Here is a 20,378-nt window from a genome sequence, read left to right as displayed (position 1 = left end):
TTAAAAAATTAGATTATGAAAAAGATACTTCTTTTCGTGGCGTTCATTGGCATTACGGCATTATCAAGTTGCGAAGGTCCGGAAGGGCCGCGGGGTCCAGCCGGTCCGGAAGCGCAGGTCATCGAGTTGTTGAACGTGGATTTCGGCTTTTCGAATGATTTGGGTTACAATTTGTTTTACACTTGGAACCAGTTCGGACTGGCGCCGTATGATTCTGACAGCGTGGTCATGTACCGCTTGTCAGGAACCATCGACCCGCAAACCCCGATCTGGCAGCCGATCCCAAGAACACTCTTCTTGCCTCAGGGCGAATTTGACTACGATTTTGATTTCAGCCCGGTGGATTTCACCATTTATGCCGGCGGCGATTACGATATTGGCACAACACCTCAATATTTAGACAACCAGACCTTTAGGATTGTAATCATTCCAGGTTATTTCGAGAACCGGATGAACATCGACCTGAACGATTACAACGCGGTGGTCCAGGCATACGGCATCAAAGAAAGCGATGTCATCAGGTTGTAAAAAACAGCAAACATATTTTAAAAGGAACTTTCGGGTTCCTTTTTTTATGCGGTTTGGTCATCGTCGGCCATTTTGTTGAGCGAAGCCAGTACGCCAATGCCCAAGGCGACTGCAATGAACGTCAACGATACCCATTCGTGGAATTCGACCCAATCGGCAATCAGCATTTTAACGCCCACGAACGCGAGTATGGCCACCAGGCTGTATTCGACGTAAATGAACTTCTTGATCATGTTGGCCAGGAAGAAATACATCGAGCGCAAACCGAGTATCGCAAAAATGTTGGAGCTGAAGACCAGAAAAGGGTCGGAAGTAATCGCCAAAATAGCCGGTACGCTGTCTACAGCGAACACGACGTCCATGGTTTCGATGACGATCAGCGCCACGAACAACGGCGTGGCATATCGTTTCCCGTTTTCGATGTGGAAGAACTTCTTGCCGTCGGTATGGTGTACGATGGGCATCAATTTGCCGACGATGCGATAGGGCAATGAATGTTTCGGGTCAAAGTTATCGTCGTCGCCCTTGAACAGCATCTTGGCCGCCGTGAAAATGAGGAACGCGCCGAACACGTAGGTAATCCAATGGAATTTGTTGATGAGCAGCACGCCGAAGAAAATCATCAGGCCGCGGAAGAATATCGCCCCGATAATGCCCCAGAACAACACCCGGTGCTGGTATTTCTGCGGAATCTTGAAGGCCGCGAAAATCAGCGCGATCACGAAGATGTTGTCCACACTCAACGAAAGCTCGATTAAGTAGCCGGTAATGTATTTCACCACGGCGTCGCCCGGGCGCAAGTGGTTCGGGTTGTTTACGTAACCCGATTGGTACAACCAATACACCATGCCCGAAAAGGCGAAAGACAGCGTTACCCAGATGGCGGTCCATTTTCCGGCTTCTTTGCTGGAAATGATGTGTGGTGTTTTGTTGAATACGCCCAGATCGAGCGCGAGAAAGATGGCAATGGCCAACAGGAAAAGTGCCCAGACGATCATACTTAATAGATAGGATTCCAAATATACCCCGAAATTATCTTCTAAAAAAGCGCTTTAGTATTTCATTTGGCTGCATTTTATCGATGAAAATATATTTTTCAACAATTAGCCCCTATTTTTTTAGGGGTATTTCATTTTTATAAGCGNTAAATTATATATTTGCAACAAATTAATAGGGGTTAAACTTTAATAAACACAAAAATTATGGCAACATTACGCTTTCAGGCCCTAAAGGAAGCATCGGGAAGAAAACCGGTTAAGTTTGAAGAGGCCGACAGAAAATCGAACATTTTCGCTACCAACGTTTTCAACGAGAGCACCATGAAGCAATTCCTGACCAAGGATGCATTCAATGGTGTGCGCGATGCCATCCAGCACGGCAGCAAGATAGACCGCAAACTGGCCGACTATATTGCGATGGGCATGAAAGAATGGGCGTTGTCTAAAGGTGTAACCCACTATACGCACTGGTTCCAACCCTTGACAGGAACCACTGCCGAGAAGCACGACGCCTTCTTCGAAACCGATTTTGAAGGCGGTTCGCTCGAGAAATTCGGCGGCGGCCAATTGGTGCAACAAGAACCTGATGCGTCAAGTTTCCCGAACGGCGGCATCCGCAATACCTTTGAAGCGCGCGGCTATACGGCTTGGGATCCGACCTCACCGGCCTTTATTTACGGCACGACGTTGTGTATTCCTACCGTGTTCATCTCATACACCGGCGAAGCGCTGGACTATAAAACCCCGTTGTTGCGTGCCCTGCATGCCATCGACGAAGCGGCTACCGACGTGTGCCGATATTTCGATAAGAATGTAAAGAAAGTAACCCCGACGCTCGGTTGGGAACAAGAGTATTTTCTGGTAGACAAAGCGCTGGCGAATTCACGCCCGGACATCTTGCTCACCGGCCGTACGCTGTTGGGCCATACTTCTGCGAAAGGGCAACAGTTGGAAGACCATTACTTTGGTTCGATCCCGAGCCGCGTGTTGCAATACATGCGTGAATTGGAAGAAGAGTGTATGTATTTGGGCATTCCGGTAAAGACGCGTCACAACGAAGTCGCGCCGAACCAGTTTGAGCTTGCCCCGATTTTCGAGGAAGCCAACTTGGCCGTCGACCACAACTCATTGCTCATGGACGTCATGCAAAAGGTAGCCGAGCGCCATGACTTTAAAGTGTTGTTGCACGAGAAACCCTTCCAAGGCGTGAACGGCTCGGGTAAACACAACAACTGGTCTATGGCCACCGATACAGGCGTAAACCTGCTCGCTCCGGGCAAAACGCCGATGAGCAACCTCCAGTTTTTGACCTTCTTCATCAACACGATCAAGGCCGTGAATATTTACGAGGAATTGCTGCGTGCGTCCATCGCCTCGGCGAGTAACGACCACCGTTTGGGCGCCAATGAAGCACCGCCGGCCATCATTTCGGTGTTCATCGGAGACCAATTGTTCAAGGTCTTGTCTGAACTCGAAGGCGTGTCGTCGGGCAAACTGTCGCCAGCCGAAAAAACAGATTTGAAACTCAACGTCGTGGGCAAGATTCCAGACGTCATGCTCGACAATACAGACCGTAACCGTACGTCGCCCTTCGCCTTTACGGGCAATAAATTTGAATTCCGCGCCGTCGGTTCATCGGCCAACTGCGCCAACGCCATGACGACCTTGAATGCCATCGTCGCCAAGCAATTGAAAGATTTCAAGAAAGAAGTGGATGCGCTCATCGACAAGAAAGGTTTGAAGAAAGACGAAGCCATCTTCAACGTATTGCGCGAATACATCAAGCAGTCTAAGAACATTTTGTTCGAAGGCGACGGCTACAGCGACGCCTGGGAAAAAGAAGCCAAAAAGCGTGGCCTGAGCAACCGCAAGACCACCCCGGAAGCCTTGAAAGCCAAGGTGTCGAAACAAGCGTTTGCGTTGTTCGAAGAACTCGGCATCATGAACCACGTAGAAGTGGAAGCGCGTTATGAAATCGAACTGGAAGAATACACCAAGAAAATCCAGATCGAAGGCCGTGTGCTCGGCGACATCGCCCGCAACCACGTCATCCCGACCGCGATCCGTTACCAAAATACGCTCATCGAGAACGTCCGCGGACTCAAGGAAATCTTCGGGAAAGATTTTGAGAAAATCGCCAAGGAGCAGATTGGGCTTATCAAGGAGATTTCGGCGCACATCGAAGGCATCAACAGCAACGTCGAGAAGATGACCGAAGCACGCAAGAAAGCGAACGCCTTGACCAGCGCGGAGAAAATGGCCGCCAGTTATTGCGATGTGGTGAAACCATATTTTGAAATCATCCGCGAGCATTGCGACAAGCTCGAGTTGCTGGTGGACGACGAAATCTGGACACTGACCAAATACCGCGAATTGCTTTTCACGAAGTAATCCGGATCAAGAAAAAGCCCGCTGCAAAGCGGGCTTTTTTTATGGCAACCAATTTTTTTCCGTAACTTTCGTTATCCAATAAACGAACAATGCTACGCAACGCCCTAATCGTTATGCTTTTGACGTTCCTCAACCTTTCTGCGCAGGAACAATTCCCGGTTTTTTTTGACAGCAATAAGTTTGCGCTTACGGCGTCCGAAACCGCCAAACTCCAGCAATGGATGGCCGCCAACTCGAAAGTAAAGATCGTTGCGATCCACGGTTTTACCGACGAAGACGGCACGACCGGATTCAACGATACGCTGGCGTCGCGTCGCGTGGCGAACATTTACGACCTCGTCAAGGACAAGATCAAGATACGCGACGACTTCAAGACCGTCAGTTTCGGGGAACAATTCAAACAGTCGGGCAACAAGCCCGAGAACCGGAAAGCGGTGATTTTCTATTTGCAGGAAAAGGACATTCCGCGCGAGAACGAAATCTTGGGGATCAAACCAACGCCGAAGCCGAAGATCGCGTTCCAATCTACAATCAAGACCAAAAGCCCGGACGGAAAGACAACGGTTTTCAAGCTTGACACGGTTTTCATGCGGAAAGTAAATGAAGCCAAGCCCGGCGAAAAATTCGAGCTCAAGAATTTGAATTTCGTGATCAACACGTTCGCTATCGTGCCCGAATCACGCGGGAAGATGTTCGAATTGCTCATGGTTTTGCTGGAGAATCCTGACCTCAAGATCGAGATCCACGGGCATTTGTGTTGCCAGCCGGTAGACCGTTTGGATTTGTCTACACAGCGCGCCAAGGCGATATACAATTTCCTGATTGCGAACGATATTTACAAAGGCCGTTTGTCCTACAAAGGCTTCGGCAGTACGCAGCCCATTTACCCGTTGCCGGAAAAGAATGAACAAGAACGCGCCGCGAACCGACGGGTTGAAATCCTGATTGTAGAGAACTGATGCGAAACAGCTACTGGCATTTGGTTTTGTTTCTCTTGTCGTTGCCGATGGCCGCGCAGGAAACCTTCAGTGTCTTTTTCGACTTCAACGCCGACATCCCGAATGCGGCCTCGCAGGAACAATTCCGTGCTTGGATGAAGGCAAACCAATCTGCGGAAATCGTGAAGCTATCCGGGTATTGCGATAGCATTGACGCCAGCGATTACAACGTGCAGCTTGCCTCGAGGCGCATTGAATCCGTAGCAGCGCAACTAGCGGCGAACGGCATCGCACTTCGTCCGGGAGTGGAGAAAAAGCCTTTTGGAGAGAATTTCCGACAATCGGCGGATGCGGCCGAGAACCGGCGCGTCGATATTTTCTTCGTACAGCCCAAAACGGTTGAAACCACAGCGCAGAAAGCCGAAGAAACGTTCGACGATCCAGAGCAAGACAAGTCTATCGCCGACAAGTTTAGCGGTGTAAAAAAAGGCGACATCGTGCGGCTGCACAACATCAATTTTTATTTCAATTCTGAAAAGGTATTGCCCGACTCTGAACCGAAAATGGAAGAGTTGTACGAGGTTTTGGTGTCGCACCCGAAATTGCGCATTGAGATACACGGGCACATTTGCTGCAACCCGAACACGGCCGATACGAAACTGTCCTACCGCCGCGCCAAATTCATCTTTACGTATTTGCTCCAAAAAGGCATTCCGTTGAACCGTTTGGGCTACAAAGGTTTCGGAAGTGCCGCCCCGATTTATAAGATTCCCGAGCAAACGCTGCAACAGGCGGCCGCGAACCGTCGGGTGGAAATATTAATCACCGATAGCTGAACCGATGAAAAAACTGTTACTCATCGTACTTTTTCCGCTGTTTTCGCTGGCGCAACCTGTGGCGACACAGCAAAGTGTTGAGGTGTTCTTTGACTTCGACAAATATTTCCTGACCAACGACGCCGTGGAAACCATCGAGAAAACGCTGCAGGAAAACCCGAACATCGTGGTATTGAAGATTTACGGGTATTGCGATTGGGAAGGCTCGAACAGCTACAACGACACGTTGTCTTTGAAGCGCGTGCGGGAAGTGTATCATTTCCTTCGGAACAAAGGCATCAAGATCAAGGACAATTACGAGAGCAAAGGTTTCGGGGAAGATTTTGACCAGGCCGAAGAGCAAGCCGCGAACCGGAAAGTAACCATCATCTACGAGGAAATCAGGCCTGAAACCAAGCCCGATTACCGCAAAGCATTGACGGAGTTGGTGCGCAATGCGAAAGTGGGCGACAAGATCAAGTTGCAGAACATCAACTTCCGGAACAATTCGGCGGTGTTGGTGCCCAAGTCGAAACCGGTACTGTATGACTTGCTTTGCGTGATGGAAGAAAACCCGACGCTCAAGATTGAAATACAAGGCCACATTTGCTGCCAGCTCGAAAAAGACCAATACGATGTTTCCACGGCGCGCGCCCGTGCCGTGTACATGTTTTTGCTGCGCAACAAGATAGACCGGAAACGGCTGTCTTATAAAGGCTACGGGATTTCGCGCCCGATTCACCCGATTCCCGAAAAGACCGAAGAGGAAGCCGATGAAAACCGCCGCGTCGAAATCATGATTGTGGAGAAGTAGCTTCCGGCGGTTGCGTGAGCGATGGCAGCATTGTTTGAGCTCTTTGCAGACCTTTGGGGTTTTAAACCCGAGGCGCAGCCGAACTGTACGGAGCGCAGTGGAGTAAAACCCCAAAGGTCTGCAAAAGCGAGTGCGGACAGCGCGACGGCGCGTAGTTTACGGAGCGCCGGCACGCCCAAAAATTATCAATTATCAATTATCCATTGTCAATTAAGGATTATCTTTGCGCCAACAACACAACCATGACAAACCCAAGCAAACGTTACGCGCAGCGCGGTGTGTCGGCGTCTAAGGAAGACGTGCATGCCGCCATCAAGAACATCGACAAAGGTTTATTCCCGAAGGCATTCTGTAAAATCATTCCCGACTATTTGACGGGCGATGAAGACTATTGCCTGATCATGCATGCCGACGGCGCGGGCACGAAATCGTCTTTGGCCTACATGTATTGGAAGGAAACCGGCGACATTTCGGTCTGGAAAGGCATTGCGCAGGACGCGCTCATCATGAACATCGACGATTTGCTTTGCGTGGGCGCCACCGACAACATTTTGCTTTCCTCGACCATCGGTCGCAACAAAAACCTGATTCCGGGCGAAGTCATTTCGGCCATCATCAACGGTACCGAAGAACTCATCACCGAATTGAAAACTTTTGGCGTAACCATTCATTCCACAGGCGGCGAAACAGCCGACGTGGGCGATTTGGTGCGCACCATCATCGTGGATTCTACGGTGACCGCCAGGATGAAACGCAGCGATGTGATTGACAACGCCCACATCAAACCGGGCGATGTGATTGTGGGCTTTGCGTCTTTCGGACAGGCAACCTATGAAAAGTCATACAACGGCGGCATGGGCAGCAACGGTTTGACCTCGGCGCGACACGATGTTTTTGCGAAGTATTTGGCTGAGAAATATCCGGAAAGTTTTGATGCGGCCGTTCCCGGCGAATTGGTGTATTCAGGGCAAGTAAAACTGACCGATGCCGTGGCAGATTCGCCGATAGACGCAGGCCAACTGGTGCTTTCGCCAACCCGGACGTATGCACCGGTCATCAAGAAAATCCTGGAGAAATATACCCCGAAAGACATCCATGGCATGGTGCATTGCAGCGGCGGTGCGCAAACCAAGGTGTTGCATTTCGTTGAAAATGTGCATGTCATCAAAGACAATCTTTTTCCGGTGCCGCCTTTGTTTAGGCTCATCCAAGAACAATCGGGCACAGACTGGAAGGAAATGTACCAGGTGTTCAATTGCGGGCACCGGATGGAATTGTATGTGCCGGCGTCAATCGCTTCAGACATCATCGAAATTTCGCAGTCGTTCGGCATCGAAGCGCAAATCGTCGGCAGGGTAGAAGCGGCCACAGCAACAAAACTGACCATAGCAAGCCCGTACGGCACATTTGAATATTGATGGCATTTGAATTCAACCAAAACCTCATTTTGGAAGACGATCTCGTCTTGTTGCGGCCTTTGCAACTGGACGACATCGAACATCTTGTATCGTTTTCAGAGAACGAAACGGCCATCTGGAAATTTTCTTCGCTGCCCGTAATCGGCCGTACGAACTTTACCGAGTACATCAGGCTGGCGGTCGAAAACCGAAGCAAGCAGACCGAATTCCCATTTATCGTCTTTGACAAACGCACGAGTGAATACGCCGGAAGTACGCGGTTTTATGACATCCAACTCGCGAACGAGACGTTGCAACTCGGTTACACCTGGTATGGTGAACGATTCCACGGCACGGGTTTAAACAAGCATTGTAAATTCCTGTTGCTGTCTTACGCTTTCGAGGAAATGGGTATGGCGCGCGTGGAATTCCGGGCCAACAACCTGAACAAACACTCCATCGCGGCCATGATAAGCATTGGCTGTACCGTGGAAGGCGTTTTGCGCAGCAACATGAAAAACATAGACGGCACGCGCCGCGACAGCATTATCCTGAGTATTTTAAAGGACGAATGGTTTGAACGGGTTAAACCGCATCTGACCTTGCAGTTACTGTAGTGGTTTGAGTTGCGATTTGTTGCGTTCGATGAAATTGAAACCGATATCATATTGCTGCGATTTCCCATTGTGCATCACGATGCGAAAGTACCGTCCGTCTGTGTCGATTTGCTTGACGCTGTCTGTTACTTCTTCCCAATTGAACGTACCGAGTTTGTATTTCGCTTCAAATGCCGCATTTGACGTCTTACTTTTCTCCAGCAGGACGCGAAGGTAAAATTCTTCGGAATCTGACATGCAATATCTTTCCTTTTTTCCTTCAAATGCGCCCAGCCCGATCCGATGATCAAACTTTGGGTTGTAGACATAATCGAGATTCAGCCTTTGGTATTGATAGCTGAGTCTTTCATAAGTCTGTTGGAACAGGGCAGGCGATGCGCCCATGTAGTCGGAGACGGTTTTGTATATTTTCCCGTCCTTGATGAATGTCACGTAGTTTGTCTCGCCGCAGGTAGCGCCGTAAAAGTAGCCGTCTTTTAGTTTCGTGATCTCAGCCTTGTTAAACTGTTTTTCGAATGCCTTGAAAGTGCTGGTGTTGCCCTTCGACGTCAGGAAGTTGTTCTGGGAGTTGTAGTCGATGCCATTGAAGTAAAATTCCCCTTGTTTATCGATGTATGTGCCGTTGATCGGGCAGGTTCCGAAACATGCGCCGCGCGTGACGATGACCGCATCATAGGGTACGTTTTCGCCGACCGGTTGCGGCACGCTTTTAAAATGATACCTGGCCAAATTCGGTCGTTCGGAACTAGAGCTTTTTATCAGCACCATTTCGGCAGGGCCGATCTTGTCGATTTTGAAGTTGAGCCACGGGTTTCCATTTTGGTCTGTGATTCGAAGGCTGTCGTTTTCGATTTGATAAGTGGCTTTCGTACCCATGTAAACGCTGCACGTTCCGCACCGGTCCGATGTGCCCGGGTCGATACGCATATAGAATCCGTTCTTATTGTCACAGGTGCCGTCTGAGTGAAAGGCAAAGTTGTACCGGTCAAATATCCGCGCTCCGTCGATGGTATCGAGCAACCATTCCCCAACGATATCCAGGTTGTGTTGACCGACATGGTTCTTTGTAACGTCGTTTTTCCGGCAACCGACGACAAGCATCGGTATCAGCACAGCCACTAATAATCGTTTCATGTTTGGTGTTTAACGCAGAACGTAAAAATAATTACATTTGGTATCTAAATAGGAAAAGATGAAAATCTCCCCAAAATCTGGCATCGATAAACTCCTGTTCGGCATGAAACGCCCAGATGTCGAAAAGCTATACGGCAAACCCAGTCGTTCCTTCGAAGACGAAGACCAGAACATCATTTGGCTTTACAACGAAACGAAGTTGCGGTTGACGTTTTACGCCGACGAGGATTTCCGGCTGGGCTATATCATTGGTGCGCATGACAAATTGGAACTTTTTGGCTTTAGCGTCATCGGTGCCGATGTACAAAAACTGAAGTCGGATTTGCAAAAACAGATTAAGGGCTGGGAAACGGAAATATTCGACATGACCGAAAACCATTTCAACGAAGAAAACTGGCTTATTTTACAGGCGGAATTCGGCGTAGTGACAAAAGTGGAATTGGGCGTCGTGGCGAAAAACCTCGATGATTTCGACTGGAAGTTTTAGCCGTAATGTCAAAAAAAAATCCTGCTCATGGAACAGGATTTTTTTATGGGATGGCGTTTTTTATTTCGGCATTTCATCGAGCAACTCAATCTCGAAAATGACATTTGAATTTGGTGGGATGACATCGCCTGAGCCACGCTCACCCCAAGCCAAGTTCACCGGAATGAAAGCCACCAGTTTGTCGCCGATGTTCATTTTTTCCATTGCTTCGATAAAGCCCGGAATCAGGCCGTCTTTTTTTCCTGCCGTGAAAGGGAATGGTCTGTAGCCGCCTTGCTTGTCGCGGTTTTCGTCGTATTTCCCAAAGGCTTTGCTCACGTCGGCGTAGCTGCTGTCAAACAGGCTGCCGTCTTCCAAAAACCCGGCGTAGTGAATATATACCGTTGTGCCATCGGCTGGTTTTTTACCGCTTCCGGCTTTGACAATTTTGTATTCCAAGCCAGATTCGGTCTTGGTTGCGGTCTGGCGTACGTTGGCGAGTTGGGTGGTTTTGTCCATCATTGTAGCGCCGTATTTTTCCTTGTATTCCGCTTTTTCCTTGGCCTTCATTTCCTCGCGTTGTTTTTTAGCCAAAGCTTTTACATCGCCCATGAGCTTGTAGTCGTCGGCGAAAACTTTTGCGGCATCGAACGCTTTGGCATCGGCACCGTTACGGGAAATCGTAATTTTATTGATTACATCGTCCTGTGCAATGGCGTTCACAACATCCTGGCCTTTGGTGACATATCCAAAAATGGTGTGCTTGCCGTTGAGCCAGGGCGTGTCTTTGTGCGTGATGAAGAATTGGCTTCCGTTCGTGGCCGGGCCTGAGTTTGCCATCGCTAAAATTCCGGCTTTGTCGAACTTGGCATCGGTGATTTCGTCTTTGAACGCATACCCCGGGCCGCCCGAGCCGTTTCCTTGCGGGTCGCCGCCCTGGATCATGAAGTTCGCAATGACGCGGTGAAATTTAAGTCCGTCGAAAAAGTGCTTCCCTTTGAATTGTTCGCCTACCAAAGTATTCGTTCCTTCGGCCAAAGAAATAAAATTGGCTACCGTAACCGGTGTGGCTTTGTAGGTCAGTTCCACGGTGATATTTCCTTTTGAGGTTTCGATGGTGGCAAAAATGCCTTCGGTCGTGGCCGGTGCTTTTTTCACTACTTTTTTGGCAGCGGTAGTTTTGGGTTTTGCGGCAGGCGCTTTTTTCTTGGCCTGCGGAAACGCTGTGGTCACGGCCAGCAGCATCAGCACAATGAGTTTCAATTTCATGGTAACAGTTATTAAATTTCGCTATTGTTTGAGTTCGATTTCAAAGATAAGATTGGCGTTCGGCGGAATCACGCTGCCTGAGCCCTGCGGCCCGTAGGCGAGTTCAGACGGGAAGAAAAACAGGGCCTTTTCACCGATTTGTAATTGGTTGAGCGCTTGTACAAAACCCGGGAAAATATTTCGGTATTGCCCTACTGTCAGCGGCAACGGACGATAAACGCCCATGGCTTCTTCCTCTTCACCATACAAACCATTGGCTTTGGCCAGCGGTGCAATGTTGGTGTCCACCATATTTCCGCTTTCCAGGAAACCAGCATAGTTCACAAAAATGCGTGAGCCTGTCTTCGGTTTCTGTCCATTGCCCGGGGTAATCACATAGTAATGAATGCCCGATTTGAGTTTGGTCGCTTTCGCTTTTTTTGCTTGCAGGTCTGCTGCGTTCTTAGCGATTACGGCCTGGAATTTTTCTTCGTATAATTTCCGGTTTTCGGCATCGGCGGCTTCCTGCTTTTTGCGGTTGGCCAAATCTGTCGTTACATAGTCATTGAAGATTTTCGGCGCGTCGAACCTTTTGGCTGCTTCGCCCTTGCGGATGATTTTCACGGATTCGATCCCATCGCCTTGTTCGATGCTGTTTACCGCGTTCATGCCATCGCCAATGACTTCACCGAAAACCGTATGCTTTCCTTCCAGGAACTCCGTCGGAACATGCGTGATGAAAAACTGGCTGCCATTGGTGCCCGGCCCGGCGTTGGCCATCGCCAGCATGCCCGGTTTGTCGAATTTCAGGTCTGAGAACTCGTCGCGGAATTTATACCCCGGACCACCAGACCCATCGCCGTCCGGATCGCCGCCCTGGATCATGAAATCATTGACCACGCGGTGGAACTTTAGTCCGTCATAGAATGGCTTGCCCTTGAATCTTTCGCTCACGAACGGGTTTTTACCTTCGGCCAGCAATACGAAATTCGCAACCGTTACCGGTGATTTCTCATAGAAAAGTTTGCAGGTGATTTCGCCTTTATCGGTCGTGATCTGGGCGTACAAACCGTCCGGAAGGTTGGTGTTTTCCTCTTTACAGGACAGCAGCGTCAGGCAAATGCCCAGCGCAAATAATAGACGTTTCATTATTCGGGAGTAGTTTCGGTGTCTTTTTCAAAATTGTTCAGCGTGACGGTGCACACCAACGGTTCGTTGTGCCCGATGCGTTTGTTGTCGCCGTGATAGCCGTAGCCCATGTGCGACGGGAACAGGAAAACCACTTTCTCGTTCTTGCGCATGAGCTTGATGCCATCGCGCAAGCCCATCATGATGTTCTGCCGGTCCACGCGATACACTTGCGGCCGGTTCTGCACTTCGGAATAAATTACGTTGCCGTAGAAATCCTTGACTTCGTATTCAAAATACGCGATGTCGCCTTTGCGTGGCCGAAGCGTGTCTTTTTCATTCCGTACCTCATACGCATACCAATAGCCTTTTTTCGAGGCAAAATACTTACGCTGCGGCTCGCTCTTGATGATGGAATCGATTTTTCCTTCTTCACCCGCAATCAGTTTTTTATTGCGTGCCACAGATTCGCGCATGAACGTGCCTTGCGAATGCGAAATGGGTTCGCGCGGCTGCTGGTGTTTCGCGCAACACGCCATCAGCAGGGAAATGGCCAGTACGGCAGGGATGTTTTTAAGAAATCTCATATTACCTATTTAGGGCTGAGACGATGGTCTCGAATTGTTGTACGGTTTCAGCCAGCGATAGCGTCGATTTTCCGCCCGCCGCGTTGATGTGCCCGCCGCCATTAAAATGGTTCCGGGCGAATTGGTTCACGTCGAAATCGCCCTTGGAACGGAACGAAATCTTGATGATGTTCTCGTCTGTATGCTCAATGAAAATGGCCGTAAAAATAACACCTTTGATACGCAAACCATAATTCACCACGCCTTCGGTGTCGCCTTTTTGGTAATGGTGTTGGTCGAGTTCGGCCTGCGACAAGGTCGTGTACGATACTTTCCCGCCGGGCATGATTTTCATGTTGTCCAGCGCGCGGCCCAGCAACTGTAGGCTTTCGTATGAGGCGTCGTCAAAAATCAAACTGTGTATTTCCGAGTTGTCGATGCCCAATTCGATGAGTTCGGCCACGATGCGGTGCGTGGTTGGCGTAGTGGACGGAAACCGGAACGATCCCGAATCGGTCACGATACCGGTGTAAATGCAGGCCGCAATCGTCTTGTCGATCAAATCCTTTTTGCCCAAAAAGCCAATAAAATGGTACAGCATTTCACACGTCGACCCGAATTTCGTATCAGAATACGTGTAAGTGGCAAAAGTATCCGGCTTTTGGTGGTGGTCGATCATGATGAACGGCGCGGTCAATTTGTTGAGCACGTTCTCCATGTCGCCGGTGCGGTGCAAGGCATTGAAATCCATGACGATGACCAAATCGGCATCTTTCAGGATTTTGCCCACGCGCGGTTTGTTGTTTTCGAAAACCTCAACCGTTTCAGACGCAGGCAACCAAGCCAAAAAACCTGGAAAGTCATTCGGTGAAACCACCGTTGGCGCATGGCCCAATTTCTTCAGGAAATGATACATCCCAAGGGTCGAACCCATGGCATCGCCGTCTGGGCTGCGGTGCGGGATGACCGCGATTTTCTTCGGCGTAGCCAACAGTTGTGTTATCCCGTTGATGTCCTGTTCATTCATAGGCTGCGAAGTTACATTTTTTTGGGAAACGGGAAAGGATTTAACAAGATGTTGGGTTGGTAATAGTGGCTAGTTGTTAGTGGCTAGAAGAACCTAACATTAGAGATTCATTTCTGTGATCGGCGTCGAATTCGTGGATTCGTGGTGTGAGTGCGCCAGTTGTGACGCTTATGCTTAGTAGTTACTAGTGGCCAGAAGAAACTGACATTGGGCATTCGTTTCTGTGATCAGCGTCAAATTCGTGGATTCGCGGTGTGAGTCCACCAGCTGTAACTTGGGCAATCCGTGTTTTTAGAGGCTATCGCGTGAGTAAAAGGCCCAGCCAAACCGCGAGCATGCCCAGGACTACGCTGAGCGCCGTGTACAGGAAGGCGGTTCCGTATTGTTGGGTTTGGAAAAGCGCCACGTTCTCATGTGCAAACGCCGAAAAAGTTGTAAAGCCGCCACAAAAGCCCGTCACCAAAAGCCATTTCATGCCATCGTCCTGCGCGGGCTGTTTCATGAAAAACCCCATCAGCAAACCAATCAAGAAACAACCGGCGATGTTCACAGCAAAAGTCGCCCACGGGAAAGAAGATTGTACGTACTTGTTCACCGCCACCGAGCTCAGGTAGCGCAACACGCTTCCGGCCGCGCCACCAATGGCTACAAACAGTACGGCGCGCATCATTGTCGTGCCGTTGCGATGACGAAATTCAACTTGAGTTTCACCCCGATTTGCATCAAATCCACCAAATCCTGCACCTGCAGATCTGCCGGAATACGGATGACTACGACATTGTCTCCGGCCGCGGCCGTGCGCGCGGCAAGTTCCTGTTCGAGGCTGGCAAAATCAATTTCGTCCTTGTTGAGGAAATAGCGCTTGTCGTTGGTTACCGAAAGACTCAAGTGGTCTTTCTTGGTGGTTTCGGTGCTGTCTGCCTTTGGAAGCGTCAGCTTGATGACATTCGGGTTGGCCAAGGTGGAAATGATCAGGAAGAACAAGAACAAAAAGAACATGATGTCGCTCATGGACGACACCGGGATTTCCGGATGGAACCTTTTATTTCTTCTCTTAATGGCCATTTGGATCCTGGATTGCGTGAACAATATCGAGAATATTCTTTTCCATCCTGGCCGAATAGCTGTCAATGAGCATATTGAGCAAATGGTAGCCGGAGTAGGCCACGACGCCCACAACCAAACCGGCACCCGACGAAATCATCTTTTCGTACAAACCACCTGAAATGGTCTGGATATTCAAATTACCTGTGGCCGAAATCGAGTGGAAAATCTTGATGACACCGGCAATCGTACCAATAAAACCAAGGATTGGCGCGATACCGGAAATCAGCCCGAGGAAACCTAAGCCCTTCTCCATGTTCGCGATTTCAATACCGGCGGTGCGCTCCATGACCGATTCAATTTCGGCCACCCGCGACGAACCCACCAACGACACGCCGCTTTTCAAGATCACCGACGATGATGTCGTGTCACGCGAGCAAAGCATTACCGCGTTTTCGAGTTTTCCGTTTTTGAGTTGTTGCTTTACATCGCCCACCAAATTCGGGTCTTGCCGCGTCATTTTCTTGATGGCCAGATAGCGTTCGATGATGACATAGATACAAAAGAAGAGCAACAAAATCAGCGGATAAATCATCACGCCGCCCTTGAGCAGGAAGTCGAGGTAAGAGATTTTTTCGGGAGCGGCCGCAGCAGCGGTGTTGGCTGCCTGTTGCGCGGTTGCAAGCGAATCGGTTACCGGAACCTGAAGCAATACATTGAAAAACGCCATAGTTGTTCGTTAAGGGTTAAAAAGTAAATGTCACCAGCAAAAATAAAGTTTGCCTTGTCCATCTTCTTACCCATAACGGAAGTTTTTTTAATTAATTATGAACAGTTTTTCCACGGGCCTATGGCGCGCTGTGGCAGAAGTATTTATAAAAAGTTAATGTGTAGGCTACAAGCGCTTTTCTTTTTATTTTTACCAAAAAATTGCCATGCGCCAGTTGTTGGGATTGCTCTTTTTTATATGGTCGGCTTGCGCGGCGGCCCAGCCCGAATTTGGCGGCAAGACCATCAATGTGCCCAAGCCCGGCACCAGCAATACGGTGGTTACGCCAACGCCGTCGCCCGAAAAATCACTATTCAGTTCATTGCCCGAACCGAAACCTTCGCGCACACTCGACGACAAACCACTCAACAGCAATTTCGGGAAAGCCACGACGCAGTTTGACAATCCGCACACCGAGGTCGAGCAGAAACTCAACAAACAGAGTTATCAGGTTTGGGAAGTCGAGGTCAAACGCAACCAATTCCTCGGGGAAATCAGGACCAAGTCAAAAACCGGCCGCATCCTGTACCGCGATTACGATAAGGTCGACGGCGATGTCATCAAGATTTTTGTGAATGGGATAGAAACCCGCCAACAAATCATCCTCGACGGCGAGTTTTCTGGGTTCGACATTACTTTTGAAGTCGGTGGAAACATGATCGAATTCGAATCACTTTCAGAAGGTTACGCGCCGCCCAATACGGCCGAACTGGTCGTGCTCGACGAAAATGGCGCTGTGTTGTTCCAAAACGGCTGGGCCATCGCGAACGGTTATAAAGCGTCCATCAGCATTTACAAGGAATAGTTAATCCCAGACGTATTTCCAACTGCCGTCATTCTGTCGTTTCCAAACCGTATGGAAAACGCCTTTGATTTCTTTTTTGCTGCTTCCTGACCCGATCGTCCAGACGTATTTCCCATAAGTGTAGGCCATGTCTCCGGACTGCGATACCGATACAACATCCGGCGACCATTGCACCGACGCGTTTTTAAGGTCTTGCTCCGCGTAGTATTTCAGGATGGCCACGCGGCCTTTGATTAGCGTGTCGTTTTGTCTTTTGAGTACCGCATTATCATCGGCATAAAACCAGAATGCTTCGGCGATGCCTTTTTCTACCGTCATTTTTTGGAACGCGCTTTCCACCGCGTAGATTTCCCGTTCGTAATCTTTCGGGGCAGGTTTGATGAGCGCCATCGTGGCCAGGCATACCGCCGCGACAAAGGCAAGATAAAGGGTGCGTGTTTTCATGTTGTTGTTCAATTTGGGTAAAACAATGGGAGCCGGTCTTTCAGACAGGAACGCATTTTAACAGTAAAAAATTGGGTGATGCTTTTATTTATTGCGCCGAAACGAATGTCAGCGTACAGTTGCCTTCGATGCTGGTCTCGGTAGCCGAATCCTGATCGAGGACAACGTCATTAAATGTAACCTTGAATTTGTGGTTGCCGTAATCTTCAACCGTCACGGTTCCTGCTGGGCCACTTGTATTGCCGCCTGCGAGTTGCTTTACGTCATCGTCCATAATCGTAACACCGGCAATGCCGGGCGCGGTCATGTTGTTTCGCAATTCATAAGTCCCGGTGTGCGAACCCGGCGCGTGGTTGAGCGTAATGAGGATATTTTTGGCATCGGCGCTGCCGTTTTCACGGATATTGAGCCAAATGCCGCGGTCGCTTTCGTTCTTGTACGTATTGAATGTGCTGCCGCTGCCGAGTTTGAACTCGGCACCGTTATAAGTCAATGAAGCAGATGGCGTGTTGTCGTCGGCACTGCACTGGATGAGTGTCAGGCTCAGGAAAAGAATCGCAACTTTAAGATAAGTCTTCATGTGTAGGTTCATTAGGTTTGGGACAGCCAAATTACTGAGACCGCTGGCCGAAAAAAATTTTTCTGTTAAAAAGCAGGTTTTTTCGTTAAAAAGCATATTTCGGGTGTGAATGTGTTGCAAATCAGTTCGTTTTTCGCATCGGCCTTCCGTTGAAAACTGGTTGAAAAAACACCCAAAAACCCGCTTCTAAAATTTTTTCAGGCTGAAAAATAAACCTACTTTTGCGCATGCAACACAACGTCCTTATCCTTGATTTCGGCTCGCAATACACACAACTCATTGCACGCCGCGTTCGCGAATTGAATATTTTCTGCGAAATTTTTCCTTACAACCACATTCCGCAAGACCTTTCGGCCTACAAAGCGGTCATCCTGTCGGGCAGCCCATTTTCGGTCCGTGGCGATGACGCGCCGCACCCGGATTTGTCGCAGATCCGCGGAAAAATGCCTTTGTTGGCCGTGTGCTACGGTGCGCAATACCTGGCGCATTTCAACGGCGGCGAAGTAGCGCCATCCAACACACGCGAATATGGCCGGGCCAATTTGTCGTACATCAAATCGGGTGAGGATTTCTTCCACGAAGTACTCGAGAATTCACAAGTTTGGATGTCGCATTCGGACACGATCAAGAAATTGCCGGACGGCGGCGTTTTGCTGGCATCGACGCATGATGTGGAAAATGCGGCCTATCGCATCGAGGGCGAAACCACCTACGCGATCCAATACCATCCGGAGGTGTTCCATTCTACCGACGGTACAAAAATGCTGTACAACTTCCTGGTGAAGATTGCCCACGTGCCACAAAACTTCACACCAAATGCGTTTGTGGACGAGATCGTATCCGAAATGCAACAGAAAATCGGCGGCGACAAAGTCGTTCTTGGGCTTTCGGGAGGCGTAGATTCTACCGTGGCGGCGGTATTGCTCAACAAAGCCATCGGCAAAAACCTATACTGCATTTTCGTCAACAACGGTTTGCTCCGGAAGAACGAATTCGAAAACGTATTGCACCAATACAAAGACATGGGCTTGAACGTGAAAGGGGTAGATGCCACGGCACGTTTCATGGACGCGCTGGCCGGGATTTCAGACCCGGAACTGAAACGCAAAGCCATCGGGCGCGTGTTCATCGAGGTTTTTGACGATGAAGCGCACCAGTTGGAAGATGTAAAATGGCTCGCCCAAGGCACGATTTACCCAGACGTCATCGAGTCTGTTTCGGTGAAAGGACCATCGGCCACCATCAAATCGCACCACAACGTCGGCGGATTGCCCGATTTCATGAAACTGCAAATCGTTGAACCGCTCCGGATGTTGTTCAAGGACGAAGTGCGCCGCGTAGGCAAAACACTGGGCATAGACCCTGAATTGCTGGGCCGTCATCCGTTTCCAGGACCGGGATTGTCAATTCGCATCCTCGGCGACATCACTTTGGAAAAAGTTCGTATATTGCAAGAGGTTGACGCCGTCTTTATCGACGGTTTGAAATCATGGGGTTTGTACGACAAAGTCTGGCAGGCTGGCGCAATTTTGCTTCCAGTGAACAGCGTCGGGGTCATGGGCGATGAGCGTACGTACGAAAAAGTCGTGGCGCTCCGTGCCGTAGAATCCACAGACGGCATGACGGCAGACTGGGTACACTTGCCTTATGATTTCCTGATGAAAGTGTCCAACGACATCATCAATAAAGTGCGCGGCGTAAACCGGGTGGTCTACGACATCAGTTCAAAACCACCGGCAACCATTGAGTGGGAATAGAAACTTAAAAAAGAAAAGATGAAACGTTTTTTATTGGTTTTATTGATTGTCTTTTCGCTCCAAAACGCTTTTGCACAAGAATTTGAAATGATCCGCCACCAAGTGCAACTTGGCGAAACGGTACGGATGATTTCAAGGAAATACAAGATTGAACCTGCAGAAATCTATCGGTTGAACAAATTCGCCATAGACGGCATCAGCCAAGGCATGGTGTTGCAACTGATGGTGCCGAAAAAAGAAGAAGCGGCCGATCAGGTGGTCGCTGACAGTAGTTCCAACACGCAAACATCTACCCAAACGTCGGGTGACGAAACCACGTCCACAACGACGACAACCAAAACCACGACCACCGTCCGCAAGAAAAAAACGACGGAAGCGCCACCGGCAGAACCGGTGGAAAACCAAGTTGATCCGGACGTCCAGCCAGTTGCGGAAACAACCGCCGCAGAACGCATGGATTCGGGCGTTTCCACATCGCATACCGTGGCCAAAGGCGAAACGCTGTTCAGCATCGCCAGGCGTTACGGCGTATCGGTGGATGCCATCAAGCAACAAAATGAAAGCATCCTGAAACGCGGCCTGCAACCGGGGCAAGTGCTTTCTATTGGCGGCGCATCGGGTGAAGTCGTGGCCGAAACGCCTGCGCCGAAACCCGCGAAAAAGCCAGCGGAAAGGCCTGTGGAAAAACCGGCACCGCGCATCCAATATTACGAGCCGCCAGCCGATACGACTACCGCAGACGCCGGCGCCGAAGTGAAACACAAAGTGGAAAAAGGGGAAACATTGTATAGCCTGTCAAGGAAATACAACGTGTCCGTGGACGACATCAAGTCGCAGAACGAAGACCTGCTCAAAAAAGGATTGCAGATTGGGCAAGTGCTCACCATCCGCACGACGAACTAAAACTTAACC

General features: G+C 49.6%; 22 protein-coding genes. 11 read left to right on the top strand and 11 right to left on the bottom strand.

The features are described 5' to 3' along the window. Window positions 1–15 precede the first annotated feature (15 nt). Window positions 16–528: a hypothetical protein gene (locus ACM9J1_RS13300; RefSeq protein ID WP_415582561.1), complete on the top strand. Its 513-nt coding sequence runs from the start codon at window positions 16–18 to the stop codon at window positions 526–528. A 44-nt stretch (window positions 529–572) separates the two neighbouring features. On the opposite strand, the gene ACM9J1_RS13295 is transcribed toward ACM9J1_RS13300, so the two are convergent. After that, entirely contained in the window at window positions 573–1,526 is a 954-nt protein-coding gene (locus tag ACM9J1_RS13295; protein ID WP_415582560.1) for a TerC family protein, read from the bottom strand. Between the two features lie 204 nt (window positions 1,527–1,730). On the opposite strand from ACM9J1_RS13295, the gene ACM9J1_RS13290 reads away from it, so the two are divergent. The 6 genes from ACM9J1_RS13290 to ACM9J1_RS13265 all read left to right on the top strand — a co-directional run bounded on the left by ACM9J1_RS13290 (window position 1,731) and on the right by ACM9J1_RS13265 (window position 8,498). Then, entirely contained in the window at window positions 1,731–3,917 is a 2,187-nt protein-coding gene (locus ACM9J1_RS13290; protein WP_415582559.1) for a glutamine synthetase III family protein, read from the top strand. 89 nt (window positions 3,918–4,006) lie between these two features. After that, a complete protein-coding gene (locus tag ACM9J1_RS13285; RefSeq protein ID WP_415582558.1) occupies window positions 4,007–4,876 on the top strand; it encodes an OmpA family protein in 870 nt (289 codons plus the stop codon). After that, the gene (locus ACM9J1_RS13280; protein WP_415582557.1) at window positions 4,876–5,691 is read left to right on the top strand and encodes an OmpA family protein; all 816 of its coding nucleotides are present in this window, start codon (window positions 4,876–4,878) and stop codon (window positions 5,689–5,691) included. Before ACM9J1_RS13285 ends, ACM9J1_RS13280 begins: the two co-directional genes overlap by 1 nt. A 4-nt stretch (window positions 5,692–5,695) precedes the next feature. Next, window positions 5,696–6,484, top strand: a complete 789-nt coding sequence (locus ACM9J1_RS13275; RefSeq protein WP_415582556.1) for an OmpA family protein — start codon at window positions 5,696–5,698, stop codon at window positions 6,482–6,484. A gap of 242 nt (window positions 6,485–6,726) precedes the next feature. Further along, window positions 6,727–7,902, top strand: a complete 1,176-nt coding sequence (locus ACM9J1_RS13270; protein WP_415582555.1) for an AIR synthase related protein — start codon at window positions 6,727–6,729, stop codon at window positions 7,900–7,902. Further along, a complete protein-coding gene (locus ACM9J1_RS13265; RefSeq protein WP_415582554.1) occupies window positions 7,902–8,498 on the top strand; it encodes a GNAT family N-acetyltransferase in 597 nt (198 codons plus the stop codon). Before ACM9J1_RS13270 ends, ACM9J1_RS13265 begins: the two co-directional genes overlap by 1 nt. Here ACM9J1_RS13265 and ACM9J1_RS13260 read toward each other — a convergent pair. Continuing rightward, window positions 8,490–9,632 carry a DUF6438 domain-containing protein gene (locus tag ACM9J1_RS13260; protein ID WP_415582553.1) on the bottom strand — a complete coding sequence of 381 codons (1,143 nt, stop codon included), beginning with the start codon at window positions 9,630–9,632 and terminating at the stop codon, window positions 8,490–8,492. The two genes, ACM9J1_RS13265 and ACM9J1_RS13260, sit on opposite strands and share 9 nt — an antisense overlap. 58 nt (window positions 9,633–9,690) lie before the next feature. Between ACM9J1_RS13260 and ACM9J1_RS13255 the strand changes: the two genes are divergently transcribed. Continuing rightward, entirely contained in the window at window positions 9,691–10,119 is a 429-nt protein-coding gene (locus ACM9J1_RS13255; protein ID WP_415582552.1) for a hypothetical protein, read from the top strand. 60 nt (window positions 10,120–10,179) lie between these two features. Here ACM9J1_RS13255 and ACM9J1_RS13250 read toward each other — a convergent pair whose 3' ends face one another. The 7 genes from ACM9J1_RS13250 to ACM9J1_RS13220 form a co-directional block, all read right to left on the bottom strand. After that, on the bottom strand, window positions 10,180–11,367 hold the full coding sequence (locus ACM9J1_RS13250) for a peptidylprolyl isomerase (protein WP_415582551.1): 1,188 nt from the start codon (window positions 11,365–11,367) through the stop codon (window positions 10,180–10,182). 21 nt (window positions 11,368–11,388) lie between these two features. Next, complete coding sequence (locus ACM9J1_RS13245; RefSeq protein WP_415582550.1) at window positions 11,389–12,495, bottom strand: peptidylprolyl isomerase; 1,107 nt, start codon at window positions 12,493–12,495, stop codon at window positions 11,389–11,391. Then, window positions 12,495–13,061 carry a gliding motility-associated peptidyl-prolyl isomerase GldI gene (gene gldI / locus ACM9J1_RS13240; RefSeq protein ID WP_415582549.1) on the bottom strand — a complete coding sequence of 189 codons (567 nt, stop codon included), beginning with the start codon at window positions 13,059–13,061 and terminating at the stop codon, window positions 12,495–12,497. Before gldI ends, ACM9J1_RS13245 begins: the two co-directional genes overlap by 1 nt. A gap of 1 nt (window position 13,062) precedes the next feature. Continuing rightward, window positions 13,063–14,067 carry a DHH family phosphoesterase gene (locus ACM9J1_RS13235; protein ID WP_415582548.1) on the bottom strand — a complete coding sequence of 335 codons (1,005 nt, stop codon included), beginning with the start codon at window positions 14,065–14,067 and terminating at the stop codon, window positions 13,063–13,065. A 298-nt stretch (window positions 14,068–14,365) separates the two neighbouring features. Further along, on the bottom strand, window positions 14,366–14,737 hold the full coding sequence (gene crcB / locus ACM9J1_RS13230) for a fluoride efflux transporter CrcB (protein WP_415582547.1): 372 nt from the start codon (window positions 14,735–14,737) through the stop codon (window positions 14,366–14,368). Beyond that, window positions 14,734–15,132: an ExbD/TolR family protein gene (locus ACM9J1_RS13225; protein WP_415582546.1), complete on the bottom strand. Its 399-nt coding sequence runs from the start codon at window positions 15,130–15,132 to the stop codon at window positions 14,734–14,736. Before ACM9J1_RS13225 ends, crcB begins: the two co-directional genes overlap by 4 nt. Next, window positions 15,122–15,841 carry a MotA/TolQ/ExbB proton channel family protein gene (locus ACM9J1_RS13220; protein ID WP_415582545.1) on the bottom strand — a complete coding sequence of 240 codons (720 nt, stop codon included), beginning with the start codon at window positions 15,839–15,841 and terminating at the stop codon, window positions 15,122–15,124. The genes ACM9J1_RS13225 and ACM9J1_RS13220 overlap by 11 nt, the downstream gene beginning before the upstream one ends. A gap of 205 nt (window positions 15,842–16,046) precedes the next feature. Here ACM9J1_RS13220 and ACM9J1_RS13215 point away from each other — a divergent pair, with 205 nt between their 5' ends. Further along, complete coding sequence (locus ACM9J1_RS13215) at window positions 16,047–16,685, top strand: hypothetical protein (RefSeq protein ID WP_415582544.1); 639 nt, start codon at window positions 16,047–16,049, stop codon at window positions 16,683–16,685. On the opposite strand, the gene ACM9J1_RS13210 is transcribed toward ACM9J1_RS13215, so the two are convergent. Continuing rightward, the gene (locus ACM9J1_RS13210) at window positions 16,686–17,129 is read right to left on the bottom strand and encodes a YybH family protein (protein ID WP_415582543.1); all 444 of its coding nucleotides are present in this window, start codon (window positions 17,127–17,129) and stop codon (window positions 16,686–16,688) included. A gap of 88 nt (window positions 17,130–17,217) precedes the next feature. Beyond that, window positions 17,218–17,721, bottom strand: coding sequence for a hypothetical protein (locus ACM9J1_RS13205; RefSeq protein ID WP_415582542.1), 504 nt, complete (start codon window positions 17,719–17,721; stop codon window positions 17,218–17,220). 215 nt (window positions 17,722–17,936) lie between these two features. On the opposite strand from ACM9J1_RS13205, the gene guaA reads away from it, so the two are divergent. Both guaA and ACM9J1_RS13195 read left to right on the top strand, forming a co-directional pair. Then, window positions 17,937–19,466 carry a glutamine-hydrolyzing GMP synthase gene (guaA, locus tag ACM9J1_RS13200; RefSeq protein WP_415582541.1) on the top strand — a complete coding sequence of 510 codons (1,530 nt, stop codon included), beginning with the start codon at window positions 17,937–17,939 and terminating at the stop codon, window positions 19,464–19,466. An 18-nt stretch (window positions 19,467–19,484) separates the two neighbouring features. Next, window positions 19,485–20,369, top strand: a complete 885-nt coding sequence (locus tag ACM9J1_RS13195; protein WP_415582540.1) for a LysM peptidoglycan-binding domain-containing protein — start codon at window positions 19,485–19,487, stop codon at window positions 20,367–20,369. Window positions 20,370–20,378 lie beyond the last annotated feature (9 nt).

It is taken from the genome of Flavobacterium longum, from assembly GCF_965137575.1.
Lineage (GTDB): Bacteria > Bacteroidota > Bacteroidia > Flavobacteriales > Flavobacteriaceae > Flavobacterium > Flavobacterium longum.
This window is presented reverse-complemented; position numbering and strand designations above follow the sequence as displayed.